This window comes from Curtobacterium subtropicum, assembly GCF_030362975.1.
GTDB classification, from domain to species: domain Bacteria; phylum Actinomycetota; class Actinomycetes; order Actinomycetales; family Microbacteriaceae; genus Curtobacterium; species Curtobacterium subtropicum.
In genome coordinates this window covers 396,965-411,596 of the sequence record NZ_JAUCMM010000002.1, presented here as the reverse complement: position 1 = coordinate 411,596, position 14,632 = coordinate 396,965, and the positions used below count along the sequence as shown (strand labels likewise).

Annotated in this window: 11 protein-coding genes; 1 reads left to right on the top strand and 10 read right to left on the bottom strand. The window is 72.5% G+C overall.

From position 1 onward, the window contains the following. Window positions 1-84: 84 nt before the first annotated feature. The 5 genes from QUG98_RS05060 to QUG98_RS05040 form a co-directional block, all read right to left on the bottom strand. Window positions 85-1,083 (bottom strand): ABC transporter permease, encoded by a 999-nt coding sequence (locus QUG98_RS05060; RefSeq protein ID WP_289469525.1) that lies wholly within the window; start codon window positions 1,081-1,083, stop codon window positions 85-87. After that, entirely contained in the window at window positions 1,080-2,018 is a 939-nt protein-coding gene (locus QUG98_RS05055; protein WP_289469524.1) for an ABC transporter permease, read from the bottom strand. Before QUG98_RS05055 ends, QUG98_RS05060 begins: the two co-directional genes overlap by 4 nt. Then, on the bottom strand, window positions 2,015-3,724 hold the full coding sequence (locus QUG98_RS05050; protein WP_289469523.1) for a dipeptide ABC transporter ATP-binding protein: 1,710 nt from the start codon (window positions 3,722-3,724) through the stop codon (window positions 2,015-2,017). The genes QUG98_RS05055 and QUG98_RS05050 overlap by 4 nt, the downstream gene beginning before the upstream one ends. Further along, window positions 3,721-5,508: an ABC transporter substrate-binding protein gene (locus tag QUG98_RS05045; RefSeq protein WP_289469522.1), complete on the bottom strand. Its 1,788-nt coding sequence runs from the start codon at window positions 5,506-5,508 to the stop codon at window positions 3,721-3,723. Before QUG98_RS05045 ends, QUG98_RS05050 begins: the two co-directional genes overlap by 4 nt. Before the next feature lie 282 nt (window positions 5,509-5,790). Next, window positions 5,791-7,071, bottom strand: coding sequence for an MFS transporter (locus QUG98_RS05040; RefSeq protein WP_289469521.1), 1,281 nt, complete (start codon window positions 7,069-7,071; stop codon window positions 5,791-5,793). A gap of 56 nt (window positions 7,072-7,127) precedes the next feature. On the opposite strand from QUG98_RS05040, the gene QUG98_RS05035 reads away from it, so the two are divergent. Beyond that, window positions 7,128-8,084, top strand: coding sequence for an ArsR/SmtB family transcription factor (locus tag QUG98_RS05035; protein WP_289469520.1), 957 nt, complete (start codon window positions 7,128-7,130; stop codon window positions 8,082-8,084). A gap of 18 nt (window positions 8,085-8,102) precedes the next feature. On the opposite strand, the gene QUG98_RS05030 is transcribed toward QUG98_RS05035, so the two are convergent. The 5 genes from QUG98_RS05030 to QUG98_RS05010 all read right to left on the bottom strand — a co-directional run bounded on the left by QUG98_RS05030 (window position 8,103) and on the right by QUG98_RS05010 (window position 14,533). After that, window positions 8,103-9,047 carry a cation-transporting ATPase gene (locus tag QUG98_RS05030; RefSeq protein ID WP_289469519.1) on the bottom strand — a complete coding sequence of 315 codons (945 nt, stop codon included), beginning with the start codon at window positions 9,045-9,047 and terminating at the stop codon, window positions 8,103-8,105. A 198-nt stretch (window positions 9,048-9,245) separates the two neighbouring features. Beyond that, window positions 9,246-10,505, bottom strand: coding sequence for a D-arabinono-1,4-lactone oxidase (locus tag QUG98_RS05025; protein WP_289469518.1), 1,260 nt, complete (start codon window positions 10,503-10,505; stop codon window positions 9,246-9,248). Between the two features lie 10 nt (window positions 10,506-10,515). Then, window positions 10,516-12,042 (bottom strand): L-arabinose isomerase, encoded by a 1,527-nt coding sequence (araA, locus tag QUG98_RS05020; protein ID WP_289469517.1) that lies wholly within the window; start codon window positions 12,040-12,042, stop codon window positions 10,516-10,518. Then, complete coding sequence (locus QUG98_RS05015; protein ID WP_289469516.1) at window positions 12,039-12,749, bottom strand: L-ribulose-5-phosphate 4-epimerase; 711 nt, start codon at window positions 12,747-12,749, stop codon at window positions 12,039-12,041. Before QUG98_RS05015 ends, araA begins: the two co-directional genes overlap by 4 nt. Further along, window positions 12,746-14,533: a xylulokinase gene (locus QUG98_RS05010; RefSeq protein ID WP_289469515.1), complete on the bottom strand. Its 1,788-nt coding sequence runs from the start codon at window positions 14,531-14,533 to the stop codon at window positions 12,746-12,748. The genes QUG98_RS05015 and QUG98_RS05010 overlap by 4 nt, the downstream gene beginning before the upstream one ends. Window positions 14,534-14,632 lie beyond the last annotated feature (99 nt).

Sequence of the window (14,632 nt, the reverse complement as noted above, 5' to 3'; positions counted from 1 at the left end):
CGTCGGCGACTCCTTGCAGCGGTGTACCGCTGCGAGCAGTCGCCGACGTTGCGTCTTGCGGATCCGGGCGGCCCGGAACTCGCCTCACGCCCGGCGCCGCACCCGCGGGTCGACGAACGCGTACACCACGTCCACGATCACGTTCGCGGTGACGATGAGGAGCGCCGAGAACACCGTGAAGCCGACGACCACCTGCAGGTCGAGGGTGTGCACCGCGTCGATGAGCAACGCCCCGAGGCCCTGCATCGAGAACACCTTCTCGGTGATGACCGCACCACCGAGCAGCGACCCGAGGTCGAGCCCGAACAGCGTCACGACGGGCAGGATCGCCGTCCGGAGCCCGTGCCGGACCACGACCTGGCGCTCCCGGAGCCCCTTGGCCCGAGCGGTCCGGACGAAGTCCTGCGACATCGACTCGAGCATCTCGCCACGGGTCAGCCGGGCGTAGATCGCCGCGCTGATGAACGCGAGCACGCACCACGGCAGCACCAGGTGCGTCACCCAGCCGACGGGGTCCTCGACGAACGGCACGTAGCCGCTCGTGGGCAGCCAGCCGAGGGTGAAGCCGAAGAGCAGGATCGCGAGCAGGCCGATCAGGTAGGCGGGCGAGGACACCCCGGCGACGGCGACGGTCATGACGGCTCGGTCGGCCAGTGTCCCCCGCTTCAGCGCCGACACGGTACCGCCCGCGACACCGGCGACGAGCCAGAGCACGGCGGCACCGACGGCGATCGACGCGGTGACGGGCAGGCGCGACGCGATGAGGTTCGTGACGCTGTCGTGCAGCTGGAACGAGTAGCCGAAGCAGGGCGCCGCGCACGTGATCGTCGACGCACCGGAGCCGAACGTGCGGCCGGCGAAGATGCCCGCGAGGTATGCCCCGAACTGCGCGAACCAGGGCTTGTCCGTGCCGAGGAAGGCCCGGACGTCCGCCAGTCGTTCCGGCGTGCACGGCTTGTCGCAGATCGCCCGCGCCGGGTTCGTCGGCAGCAGCATGAACAGTGCGTAGGTGATCGCCGCGACGACGAACAGCACGACGACGGCGCCGAGGATCCGGATCGCCAGGAAGCGGAAGGTGGTCACCGGTCGGCTCCTCGCGGGTCGAGGGCGTCGCGCAGGGCGTCACCGAGCACGTTGAAGGCGAGGGTGATGAGGAACAGTGCGGCTCCGGGGAAGACGAGGTACATCGGGTCGGTCTGCACCCAACCGATGGCGTCGCCGATGCTGCGGCCCCACGACGGCGTCGGCGGGTTCACCCCGACGGCCAGGAAGGACAGCGCGGCCTCGGCGCCGATCATCGACGGGATCGAGATGGTCGCGTAGACGGTGATCGTCGCGGCGAGGTTCGGCAGGAGCTGCTTGCGGATGACGTGCCAGCGCCCGGCGCCCATCGCCGTCGAGGCGACGACGTAGTTCCTGCTGACGAGCGAGAGCGTCTGCCCCCGCACGACCCGGGCGACCGAGGGCCAGCCGAAGAACCCGATGACGAGCACGACGAGCAGCGGCTTCGGGAACGACGTCGGCACGACCGCGGTGAGCGCGATCATGAAGACCAGGGACGGGAACCCGAAGATCACGTCGACGACGCGCGACAGCACCCGGTCGTACCACCCGCCGAGGAACCCCGTCGTGACTCCGACGAGGACCCCGATGACGATCGACATGGCGGTCGCGGCGAGGCCGATCCCCAGCGAGGTCCGCGCGCCGTAGGTCACGATGGCGAAGAGGTCGCGACCGGTCAGCGGCTCGACGCCGAACCAGTGCTCGCCGCTCACCCCGCCGGCAGCGCCACGGGGCGCGCCGAAGTCGTTCAGCGCGTCGACGTCGTAGCGGTACGGGTCCCGCCCGGTCACGGCGGCGATCAGCGGTGCGGCGATCGCCACGACGACGAACACGGCGATGACGATCGCAGCGGCCACGGCCCAGCGGTCCCGACGGACCCGGCGCACGACGGCGCGGAAGCCGGTGGTCCGTCCGGCCGACGCGGAGACGGGCCGGTCGACGACGTTCGCGGTCACGAGACCACTCCTTCCCAGGCACGCCAGGCGTCGCGGCGGGCGGCCTGCCGCTCGGGGTCGGCGACCGGAGCCGCCGCGAGCAGCATGCGCGTGTAGTCCTGCTGCGGGTGGTCGAGCACGGCCGAGGTCGTGCCGCGTTCGACGATGCGGCCGTCGTGCAGCACGACGACGTCGTCGGCGAGCTGGCGCACCACGGCCAGGTCGTGGCTGATGAGCAGCATGCCGAAGCCGAACTCGTCCTGCAGGTCCGCGAGCAGGTCGAGCACGGCGGCCTGCACCGTCACGTCGAGGGCGCTGGTCGGCTCGTCGGCGATCACCAACGCGGGCCGCAGCGCCAGGGCCCGCGCGACGGCGACACGCTGCCGCTGCCCGCCCGACAGCTGGTGCGGGAACCGTTCCGTCCACGACGGGTCGAGCTGCACCGCGGTCAGGAGCTCGCGGGCGCGGTCTGCACGCGACGCCGACGTGCCCTCCCCGTGCACGAGCAGTGGTTCGGCGATGCTCCACCCGATGGTCTGTCGCGGGTTCAGTGACGACGCCGGGTCCTGGAAGACGATGCCCACGCGGCTGCGGAGCTCGCGGAGGCGCTTCCCGCGAGCGGTGCGCAGGTCGTGGCCGTCGACCTCGACCGACCCGTCCACGACGGGGACGAGTCCGGCGAGTGCGCGGCCGATGGTGGACTTGCCCGAACCGGACTCCCCCACCAGGCCGAGCGTGCGCCCGGCGGCGAGCTCGAGGTCGATCCCGCGCACGGTGGGGTCGCCGCGACGTGCGTAGCGCACGGCGACGTCGCGCAGCCGCGCGACCACGGCTCCGGGCTCGGCTGCCGACGCGAGACTCGCGCTGGGCGACGTTCCTCGCGCCGCGGAGCCCGAGGACGGTCGCTGGGCACGAGACTCGACCTCGTCGCCGGACGCGGGGCGTGCCTCCAGGGCGGGGACCGCGGCGAGGAGCTCCCGCGTGTAGTCGGCGGCGGGGTGCGCGAAGACCTCGGCGACCGTCCCGTGCTCCACGGGGTCGCCGCGGCGCATGACCAGCACCTCGTCCGCGACGTCCGCCACCACGCCCATGTCGTGGGTGATGAGCAGGACGGCGAGGTCGCGCTCACGACCGAGCCGACGCAGCAGGTCGAGGATCCCGGCCTGCACGGTGACGTCCAGCGCGGTGGTCGGCTCGTCGGCGAACAACGCGACGGGGTCGCCCGCGAGCGCCATCGCGATCATCGCCCGCTGCAGCTGTCCGCCGGACAGCTCGTGCGGGTACGCCTTCCGGATCCGCGCGGGGTCCTGCAGACCCGCGGCGCGGAGCAGTTCGTCCACGCGCGCCGAGACCCCCGCACGGTCCAGGTCGGTCGGGTGCGCCCGGACCGCCTCGGCGATCTGCGTGCCGATCGACAGGACCGGGGTGAACGAGTTCATCGGCTCCTGGAACACGACCCCGATGCCCGCACCCCGGACGGCACGCAACTCGTCCGCGGCGGCACCGACGAGCTCGGTGCCGCGGAACCGGGCGCTGCCCGACACCCGGGCGGCGGACGGCAGGAGTCCGAGCACGCCCATGGCGCTGACGGACTTGCCCGAACCGGACTCGCCGACCAGGGCGAGCACCCGGCCGGGCGTCAGGGAGAAGGAGACGTCACGGACGACGGGCTCCGCGTCGCCGAACGCGACGCGGAGCCCCTCGACCTCGAGCAGCGGTGCACTCACTGCGCGAGCGAGACCTTGAGGTAGTTCGGGTAGGCCGGGAAGTCCGCGATGCGGAAGTTCTCGACGTTCGACCCGGCCAGGAAGGACTGCTTCGCGTAGATCAACGGGACGACGGGAGCGTCCTCCATGATGCGACGGTCCGCCTGCGCCCACAGCTGCTGCGCCTCGGACTGGTCCACGGTGCCGGTCGCCTTCGCGATGAGGGCGTCGACCTCGGGGTTGCTGTACTTCGAGACGTTGTAGCCGCCCCCACCGATCTGCGACGAGTCGTAGAGCGGCTGGATGTTGGCGTTCGCGCTCGGGAAGTCCGGCTGCCAGCTCGACAGCGACAGGTCGAAGTCGGTGCCGTTCGTGGTGGCCTGCGTGAAGGAGTCGTAGTCGAGCGGCTTGAGCGTCACGGTGATGCCGGCGCGCTTGAGCCCGGCCTGCAGGGCCTGCGCCTGCGCCAGGTACGTCGGGTCGTTCTGGGTCACGAGGGTGAGCTCCAGGTCCGTCGCCCCGGCCTCCTGCAGGAGCTGCTTCGCCTTGTCGACGTCGCCGGTCGCGCCGGTCTCGTACAGGTCGTAGTCCTTGCGCCCCGCGATGCCCGGCGTCACGAGGGTCGACGCGTACTCGCCGGCGAGCGCGCCGCCGGCCGCGATGCGGAACGACTTGCGGTCGACCGCGTACTGCAGCGCCTGACGGACCTTCAGGTCCGCGAGCTTCCCGCGCTGCGTGTTGATCGCCATGTACGTGATGGGGCCGGCCTTGCTCGTGGCGAGGCGGTCCTGGGCGGCCGGGTTGGCCCGCACCTGGTTGAGCTCGGCGGCTCCGAGGAACTGTGCGCCGAAGGAGTCCTTCGCGTCGCCGTTGTCGGCGATCAGGCTCTGCGTCGTGGTGGAGGCGTCCTGGCTCTCCTTGAAGACGATCTTCGACGGACCGGCGGTGCGGATGCTGTCGGTCTTCGCGCTCCACTCCTTGTTCCGGACGAGCGTCACCTGCGAGCCCTGCGTGTTCGACTCGATCTGGTAGGGGCCGCTCGACACGGGCTTCGCGTCGTAGGCGCCGGTGTCCGTGCCCTCACCTTCGGGCACCGGGGCGAACGCCGGCATCGAGGCGAGCCACGGCCAGTCGCCGTACGGGGCGTCGAGCGTGAAGACGATGGTCTTGTCGTCCGGGGTCGCGATGCTGTCGAGCGTCTTCCCCTCGAAGGGGCCCTGGTAGTCCGAGCCTCCCACCAGCAGGGACTTGTGGTAGCTCAGGCCACCGGTGAGGTTCGGCGCGAACGACCGCTCGATCCCCCACTTGATGTCCTTCGAGGTGATCGGCGTGCCGTCCTGGAACTTCAGGCCGTCCTTGAGCGTGTACGTCCAGGTCTTGCCGCCGTCGCTGGACGCACCCGTGGTGGTCGCGAGGTCCGGGACGACCTTCGCGGTCTTCCCGGGCTGGACGTCCCACGTGGTGAGGCGCCGGGCGACGAGGCCCATCGAGGTGATGCCGAGGCTCTGGCTCGTCGCGGGGTCCCAGTGCAGCGCGGTCTGGGCCGTCAGGATGTCGAGCGTGCCGCCCTTGCTCGTGCCGGTGGACGCGTCGTCCGACGCGCCGCCACCCGAGCAGCCGGTCAGCACGAGGGCTGCGGCGGCGGCGACGGCCGCGGTGATGGTCAAGCGCTTGGGGCGGTGCATGGTGAACTGCTCCTCGTGGGGGTGGGGTGTCGGGCGGACGACCGGGTACCCGATCGTCGTGCGGCCCGCGTCGTCGTGGTGGACGGGGTCCGTCCCGGTTCGGGTGGCCGGGCGGTCCATGGTGGCACCGGTCGGTCCGCGGGTCCGAACGCCCGCGGGTCCGGACGACATGCAACGCAACATTGCATGACGCAACGTCCCAACGTCTGCGCCCCGAGCGTATTCCCACACCGCGCGGGACGTCGGGATCGCGATGCATCCGCGGACACGTCGGACCGGCCGGGAGGCACGGTGCGGCTCCGTCAGGTCGGGACCGTCGCGCGGGCGGCGCGTCCGGACGCGTGCGGCCCCGTCAGGCCGCGATCGTCGTGCGCGCTGCCTGACCGGACGCGTGCGGCCCCGTCAGGTTGGGATCGTCGTGCGCGCTGCCCGCCCGGCGATCGCGCCGACGCCGAGTGCCGACCCGAGGAACACGACGGCGAGGATCCCCCAACCGACCGTCCCGAGGTCGATGGCCGTCAGGGTCACCACGGTGGGCGCGATCATCGCCGCGACCGCGTAGCCGGTGCCGTACACCCCCTGGTAGGCGCCCACCCGGTCCGCCGGTGCGAGCTCGAAGCTCAGCGCCCACCCGGCGGCACTCGAGGTGATCTCCGCGAGCGAGTGGGCGACGGCCGCGACCACGAGCACGGCCGTGGCGATCGCCGCCGGCACCCAGTCGTCCCCGCGGACCCACCCGGCGGCGGCCCACAGCCCGCACGCCACCGCCATGACCCAGCCCGCGTGCCGCATCACCCGGGCCGCTCCCGCGACGGTGTCGGTCCCGCGGCTCAGCCGGACCTGCAGCAGCACGACGATCACGGTGTTCACCAGCAGCAGCGGCGACACGACCACGTCCGGTGCGACGGTGTGCTGGACGACCCAGATCGGCACGCCCACTTCGAACAGGCCGAACTGCATGCCGAAGAGTCCGGTCAGGGCGGTGACCGCGAGGAACCGCAGGTCACGGTAGGGGCTGCGACCCGAGGGCTCGCGACGCACGATCGTGCCCGTGTCGGTCCGGTCGGCCGGGGCCGCGTCGACCCGCACCGCCGGCAACCCGGCGACCAGGACCGCGGACGCGAGGAACAGCGCGCCCGACAGGACCATCGTCACGCGGTAGGCCTCGCCGGTGCCGATCGCGAGCGGGACCGCGGCGAGCGCCGTGCCGACGCCGATGCCGACGTTCGTGACCGTGCGCATCGTCGCGCGCACCCGGACGCGCTCGGTGCCGGGGAACGCCCGACCGACCGCGGCGCCCCGGACGGAACCGCCGCCCTGCTGCGCCAGCGTCACGACGGACGCCGTCGCGATGAGCGTCGGCAGGTCGTGGACGAGCACGTAGCTGATGAGCGCGAGGCCCTGCACGAGGTGCAGCCAGACGAGCATCCGCCGTGCGCTGAACCGGTCCGCGAGGTGCCCGAACACGAGCGACGACGCCACGCCGACCGCGCCGGCGACGGTGAGCCCGAGGCCGACGGCGACGGCCGGGATCCCGACGATCGTGATGAGGTACAGCGAGGTCAGCGTGAAGAAGGCACCGCGACCGAGGGTGTCCACCAGCGTGACGGTGAGCAGGCGTCGGAGGGTCGCGTCCCGTCGGACGAGGGTGCGGATCGGGACCGGTTGCTCCGTGGTGCTCACGCTCCAGTTCTCGCACCACTGCGGTGGCTCGCCGAACGGATGTAGCGTGGGGCTTCATGATCCGGTACCGCCTCGACCCGTCGGACGTCTCGGCTGTGCGCTTCGGCATCTCGCCGCTGTCGGAGCTGGGCCTCGGACTCCGCGCCTTCCGCGCGCCGGAGCGGTACCCGTTGCAGCGCCCGTGGCTCGAGCGCATCGCCGGTGTGCTGCCCCTCCTCGACCGGTCCGTGCTCGCCGGCCTGGTCGACGAGCGACGATGGGTCGCGGACTTCGTCAACCCCCGACCGGAGTCACCCCTCGGGTCGTTCGACGACGAGCTCCGGAGCCTCGCCAGCATCTCCCCCGCACGACTCCGGACCGACCTGGAGCGGGTGCACGGTGCCGTGCCGGACGTGTTCGTCGGCAGGCACGAGGAGGTCGTCGAGCGCCTCGTCCGGGCACTCGCGACGACGTGGGAGCTCTGCTTCGCGCCGTACTGGCCACGGATGCGTCGTGTGCTGCAGGCGGACGTGACGCACCGCGGCCGGATCGCCGCGCACGAGGGCGTCGGGGCGGTGCTCGGCGGGCTGTCCGAGTCGGTGCGCTTCGACGGGCGGCACGTCGACGTCCGTCTGAACAGCCCGATCGCCCGCGACCGCCCGGTGCAGGGCGAGGGCTTGACGCTCGTCCCCTCGGTGTTCGTCGTGCGCGCGTCGACGCCGATCGACGACGACCTGCCGCCGACGGTGATGTACCCGGCCCGTGGTCAGGGCGCGATGTGGTCGACCGCGTCGCACCCCGACGTCGGTGCCGTCCGGGACCTGCTCGGCGCCACCCGTGCCGCACTCCTCGACGCGCTCGGTGAGCCGGCGTCGTCGACCGACCTCGCGATGCGCTTCGGTGTCTCGACCTCTGCCGTGAACCAGCACCTGCGGGTGATGGAGCGCGGCGGACTGCTCAACCGGACCCGGTACGGGCGTGCGGTGCTGTACTACCGCAGTACGGTCGGCGACGCGCTCGTCCGGCGGGAGTGAGGGCATCGCCGCCGAGCATCAGCGGTCGAAGAGCCCGCCGAGGAAGTCGTTGCCGAGGTTCGACGCCTGCTCGCCCAGACCAGACGCCTGCTCACCCAGACCGGACGCCTGCTCACCGAGTCCGCCGAGGAACTGCTCGCCCTCGGCAGCGAAGCCCTCGATGCCGCCGCCCAGGTCCGCGAGACCGAGGTCACCCATCCCCGATGCGATGCCCTCGAAGTCGACCCCGAGGTCGGCCGCGCCGGCCAGGACCGGAGCCGCCGCTGCGCTGACCACGGCCCCACCGGCGACCGCCACCGCGAGACCGCCGAGGGCCATCGCGCCGGCTCCGACGGCCGCACCACCCGCGAAGGCGCCGCCACGCCCACCGTTGCCACCCGAGCGTCCTGACCCGCCGAGCACGCGGCGGATCAGCCCGGGTCGGGACATCTCGCCGCGGGTCATCGCCCGCGCCATGCCACCGGACGAGTCGTCCCGCAGGTGCTCGTGCGGCGGGAGTTCCGAGTTCAACCGGTCCCGCACCTGCTGGCGCTGCGCCGGGGTGAGCCGCGCGAAGGCGTCGTGGTGCACCTGCTCGATCTGGTCCGGGCTCGCCGTCCGGAGCAGGTAGTCGTACTTCGCCAGGGCGACCTTGTCCGGGTCAGCCTGCCCGTGGTGCTGCTGCTGACCGTGCTGGGGCTGCTGCCCGTACTGCTGCTGCCCGTACTGCGGCTGCTGCCCGTACTGCTGCTGGCCGTACTGCGGCTGCTGCCCGTACTGCTGCGGCGGCTGCTGCCGCGAGCGGTCGTCACCCGTCAGCTTGTCCGCCGCGTTGCGGACGATGTCGCGCCAGTCACTCCCACCCCCGGAGCCGTGCGGGTCCTGCTGGTTGCCCGCGGCGCCGTTCCCCTGCGCGCGCTGCTTCTGCATCTGCTTGTCGATGACCTTCGAGGCCATGCCGAGGATCCGGTTGAGGTTCGCCATGCCCCAACCTTTGTGATCACACATGTGAGCACTCAGCGACGGAGCAGTGCGCCGCCCGCCGATCAGGTCCGAGTGCGCTGTGAGCGTCCGACGCTGACCGCTGCTCCCGCGCATCGAACCAGGAGTCCGACATCGAACCAGCGGCCTCGCCTGGTTCGATGTCGGGAACGTGGTTCGATGCCCCGCAGCCCAGACGCGTCAGGACAGCAGCCGCGCCAGGAAGGCGTTGCGGAACCGCCCGGTCGGGTCGACGTCCCGGGCGAGCGCTGCGAAGTCGTCGAGGCGCGGGTAGGCCTCGTGCAGGCGCGCCACGCTCGCGGCCGAGACCTTCCCCCAGTGCGGCCGGGGGTCGAAGGGCGCGAGGACCTCCTCGATCCGCTCGACCGCGTCGGCGACCGCAGCGGCGTCCCGTCGGAAGGTGAAGTGCAGCCCGACCGACTGCCGGCCGGACGAGGGCGCGAGCCACGCCGAGTCGGCGGCGATCGTCCGGACCTCGGCCGCGATGAGCAGCGGCGCGAACACCGGCTCGAGGGGCCGGAGCGCCTCCAGCGCGGGGACGGCGGACGAGGCCGGGATCAGGTACTCGGCCTGGATCTCCGCCCCGGTGGACGGCTCGAAGGTCGACCGGAAGTGCGGCAGCCGCTCGGACCACGGCCCGGGTACACCGCCCTGCTCGGTGACGCTCGCAGCGTCGTTCTCCCCCGGGTGCACCGGGCCATCGGCACGGCGGGCGCCGAGCGCGACGAGGTCGACCGAGGGATCCGGCTCGTCCACGCGGTGCTTCGTCCAGACCTGTCGGGCCCCGCGGTCGTCGAAGGACGTGAACAACGACACCGAGTAGGCGTCCGACACCACCTCGTCGAAGTGCTCGAGGACGGCGTCCCACGGCAGGTCGAGGTGCACGGTCGTGGCGACCTGGAACGTCGGCTCGATCGCGAGCTCGACCGTGGCGACGACGCCGAGCGCGCCGAGCGCCACCCGGTGGGCGTCGAGGGCACCGTCCGGCGTCGACGTGTCGACGGACACCAGGTCTCCGGGAGCGCGGACGACCTCGAGGCCGACGACCGCCTCCGCGAGCGACGGGCTGCGGACGCCGGAGCCGTGCGTACCGGTGGCGACCGCGCCGGCGACCGAGATGTGGGGCAGGGAGGCGAGGTTCGCGAGGGCCCAGCCACGAGCCTCCAGGCCGGCCGCCACCTGTGCGTGCGTCATGCCGGCGGCGACCCGCACCACCCGTCGGTCGGTGTCGACGTCGAGCACCGGCGGCAGGCCGGCGAGCGTGACCTGGACGGCGTCGGTGTCGGCGATCTCGTTGAACGAGTGCGTCGACCCGAGCGCCGTCAGGCGCGGCGTGGCCGCGACGAGCTGCTGGAGCGCCGCCACCGAGGTGGGGCGTTCCAGCGCGGAGGCACGGTAGGTGACGTTCCCCGCCCAGTTGGTGCGCGTCGTCGCGGCCACGGTCACGGTCCTAGAACCCGCGGTCGAGACGGTGCCACGCCTGCTGCAGGCGGAGCTCGTCCTTGAAGGTGCGGGCCGTGGTGTGCTCGTCGATGACGAGGAACTCGGTGCCGACCATGGTCGCGAAGTCCTCGACGACCTGCAGGCCGACGGCGGTCGTCATGACCGTGTGGTGGGCGGCGCCGGCGGTGAGCCAGGCCTCGGCCGCGACCGGGAAGGACGGGCGCGGCTCCCACACGGCACGGCCGACGGGGAGCTTCGGCAGCGCCTCGGTCGGGGGCACGACGTCGACGACGTTCGCGGTGAGGCGGAAGCCGTCGCGGGTGTCCGACAGGGCGACGACGACGGCCTCGCCCGCGTCGGCGGTGAAGACCAGGCGGACCGGGTCGTCCTTGCCGCCGATGCCGAGCGGGTGGATCTCGAGGGTCGGCGTCGTCGTCGTGAGCGTCGGTGAGACCTCGAGCATGTGGGCGCCGAGGATCTTCTCCGCACCCGGCGTGAGGTCGTACGTGTAGTCCTCCATGAGGCTCGCGCCGCCGGGCAGCCCCGCGCCGGCGACGTTCATCGCGCGGACGAGGACGGCGGTCTTCCAGTCGCCCTCGGCGCCGAAGCCGTAGCCGTCGGCCATGAGCCGCTGCACCGCGAGTCCCGGCAGCTGCTTGAGCGTGCCGAGGTCCTCGAAGTTCGTGGTGAACGCGGCCGAGCCGTTCTGCTCCAGGAGCGTACGGAGGCCGAGCTCGATCGCGGCGCCGTCGCGGAGCGCCTGGTGACGGTCACCGCCGTCGCGCCGCAGCGATGCGTCGACGTCGTAGTCGCGCTCGTAGACGGCGACGAGCTCGTCGACCGCTGCCGTGTCCGCCTCGGCCTCGGCCACCGCTGCGGCCAGCTCGTTGACCGCCCAGGTGTTCACCTGGACGCCGAGCTCGATCTCGGCCTCGGTCTTGTCGCCCTCGGTGACGGCGACGTAGCGCATGTTGTCGCCGAAGCGCGTGAGCTTCAGCTCGCGCACCGCCGCCGCGCCGGCAGCTGCGCGGGACCAGTCGGACACGCGCTGCTGCACGCGCTCGTCGGACACGTGCCCGACCGCGGTCGCGTGCCGGACGCCGAGACGGGCGAGGGCGTAGCCGAACTCGCGGTCGCCGTGCGCGGCCTGGTTGAGGTTCATGAAGTCGAAGTCGATGTCGCCCCACGGCAGCGCGACGTTCGCCTGCGTGTGCAGGTGCAGCAGCGGCTTCGTGAGCGCCTGCAGGCCGCCGATCCACATCTTCGCCGGGCTGAACGTGTGCATCCAGGTCGTCACACCGATGACCCGGTCGTCGGCGCTGGCCTCGATGAGCGCGCGACGGATGCCGTCGGCGTCCTTGAGGACCGGCTTCCAGACCAGCTTCACCGGCACGGTCGGCGCGAGTTCCGCGTGGACGGCGCGCGACTGCTCCTCGACCTGGCGGAGGGTCTCCTCGCCGTACAGGCCCTGCGACCCGGTGAGGAACCAGACCTCGTAGCTGTCGAGGGTGGCCTGGGGGTTCACCTGCGTCATCGCATGGCTCCTTCGGGGTTCTGTCCGTAGACGTTCTGGTAGCGATCGAAGAGTCGATCGACGTCGTCGGCGGCGATGGGCACGAGCTCGCCGCCCTGCTTCGCGATGTGCACGGTGCGTGCGACGTCCTCGCACATCACCGCCGCCTTGACGGCGTCCTTCGCGTCCTTGCCGATCGTGAAGACACCGTGGTTCTGCATGAGCACGGCGCGGCTCCGGTGACCGGCGAGGGTGTCGACGATGCCGCGGCCGATCGAGTCGTCGCCGATGATCGCGAACGGGCCGACCGGGATCGGTCCGCCGAACTCGTCCGCCATCGCCGTGATGACGCACGGGATCTCCTCGGCGCGGGCGGCCCACGCGGTGGCGTACGTCGAGTGGGTGTGCACGACGCCGCCGACCTCGGGCATGTTCCGGTACACGAAGGCGTGCGCCGCGGTGTCGGACGACGGACCGTGCGCGTTGCCCCACCCGTCTGCGGGCACTCCGTCGAGGGTGCAGACGACCTGGTTCTCCGGGGTCAGGTCGTCGCTGGCGACGCCCGACGGCTTGATGACGAACAGGTCCGTACCCGGGACCCGCTGCGAGACGTTGCCGCCGGTCCAGATCACCAGGCCGTAGCGGACGAGCTCGCCGTGCAGGGCGGCGACGCGCTCCCGCGCGGCGGCGACCGCCTGCTTCGTCTCGTCGGTGGGCGCGTCGGTCATCGGGTCGGCTCCTGTTCGGTCTGGAGGCGCGCCTCGACCACGTCGGTCGGCTCGCCCTGGTCGGTCGGTACGTCCGGGTCCGCCTGGTCGGCCTGGTCGGCCTGGTCGGCTGCTGCGCCAGTGCGGGTCGCCGCGGCCTGGTCGGCTGGTGCGCCGGTGCGGGTGGCCGCGGCTGCGACGTCCTGCACGGGCAGGGCCGCCCGGTACCGGGCCAGGTAGTCCTGGAAGCCCCGGACGTCGCGCTCCTCGGGCTCGGCGACGTGCACCGCGTCGCCTCGGAACACCGTGTCGGCGAGGAAGTCCTCGAGCGGCTGGTCGGTGTGCTCGAGGTAGGCCGCGAGCACCGCGATGCCCCAGGCGCCGCCCTCCCCAGCGGTGTCCTCGAGGGCGACCGGGACGCGGAGTGCCGCGGCGAGCAGGCGCTGCGGGGTGCCCGGCGTGCGGAAGAGTCCGCCGTGCGCGGTCATCCGGTCGACGGCGACCTGCTCGCCGTGCAGGACGTCCATGCCGATCGCCAGGGTGGCGAAGCCGCCGTGCACCTCGGACCGAACTAGGTTGCCGAGGGTGAAGCGTGCGCCGGGGGTGCGGAGCAGCAGGGGTCTGCCGTCCTCGACCCGCGTGACGGGTTCGCCCGCCAGGTAGTTGAAGGAGAGCAGTCCGCCGGCGTCCGGGTCGGCGTCGGCGGCCTCGGCCAGCAGGGTCGCGTAGACGTCGTCGACCGCGATCGGTGCGCCGCCGGTCCGCTCGCTCGTGGCATCGGCGAACCGCCCGAAGACGCGGGCCCAGGCCGCGATCTCGCTCGCTCCGTTGTTGCAGTGCACCATCGCGACCGCGTCACCTGCCGGGGTCGTGACGACGTCGAGTTCCTCGTGCGGGGAGCGGAGCGCCCGTTCGAGGACCACCATCGCGAAGATGCTCGTGCCGACGCTGACGTTGCCGGTGCGCGGGGCGACGGCGTTCGTGGCGACCATGCCCGTGCCGGCGTCGCCCTCGGGCGGGCAGAACGGGACGCCGGGCTCCAGCATGCCGGTCGGGTCGAGCCACGCGGCACCCTCGGGGGTGAGCGCCCCGGCGTCCTCGCCGGCGACGAGGACCTCGGGCAGCAGGGCGCGGAGGTCGGGGACGTGCTCGCCGAGCAGGTCCTGCGTGGTGGCGAGCATCGCGGCGTCGTAGTCGCGGCGACCGGGCTCCCCCGGCCCGCTGTCGACCGGCCCGGAGTCGATCGGGAACATGCCGCTGGCGTCGCCGACACCCAGGACGTCGCGGCCCGTGAGCATGCGGTGCACGTACCCGGCGAGGGTCGTGATCCCGGCGAGCTGTGCGACGTGCGGCTCCTCGTCGAGCACGGCCTGCACCAGGTGCGCGATCGACCAGCGCTGCGGCACGTTGAAGTCGAGTGCGGCGCTGAGCCGCTCGGCCGCGGGGCCGGTCGAGGTGTTGCGCCAGGTGCGGAACGGGACGAGGAGCTCGCCGTCCTCGTCGAACGCCAGGTAGCCGTGCATCATCGCCGAGACGCCGGCCGCACGGAACGTCGTCGGGCGGACGCCGAACTGCCGCTCGACGTCGGCGACCAGGTCGGCGTAGGCCGCGCGGACCCCGGTCTCGACGGCGACCAGCGGGTAGGTCCACCTGCCGTCGACGTACTCGTTCTCCCACTCGTGGGAGCCGCTCGCGATCGGGCGGAGCTGCTCGTCGACGAGCACGGCCTTGATGCGGGTGGACCCCAGTTCGATGCCGAGGGTCGTGCGGCCGCCCTCGACCTGCTGTCGGCGGTCGTCGCTCATGTGTCCTCCCGAGACCTCGTCGTCCTGCGTGAGCGCTCACATCCTGGCACGTGAGCGCTCACGCGTGCAACGCACCGGCGCGCCGCCGTCCCCGCCGCC

Bases quoted from the DNA above. Each gene is read 5' to 3' on its own strand.
- QUG98_RS05045 (WP_289469522.1), bottom strand. From the start codon at position 5,508: ATGGACCGCCCGGCCACCCGAACCGGGACGGACCCCGTCCACCACGAC.
- QUG98_RS05035 (WP_289469520.1), top strand. From the start codon at position 7,128: ATGATCCGGTACCGCCTCGACCCGTCGGACGTCTCGGCTGTGCGCTTC.
- QUG98_RS05030 (WP_289469519.1), bottom strand. From the start codon at position 9,047: ATGGCGAACCTCAACCGGATCCTCGGCATGGCCTCGAAGGTCATCGAC.
- araA (WP_289469517.1), bottom strand. From the start codon at position 12,042: ATGACGCAGGTGAACCCCCAGGCCACCCTCGACAGCTACGAGGTCTGG.
- QUG98_RS05015 (WP_289469516.1), bottom strand. From the start codon at position 12,749: ATGACCGACGCGCCCACCGACGAGACGAAGCAGGCGGTCGCCGCCGCG.
- QUG98_RS05010 (WP_289469515.1), bottom strand. From the start codon at position 14,533: ATGAGCGACGACCGCCGACAGCAGGTCGAGGGCGGCCGCACGACCCTC.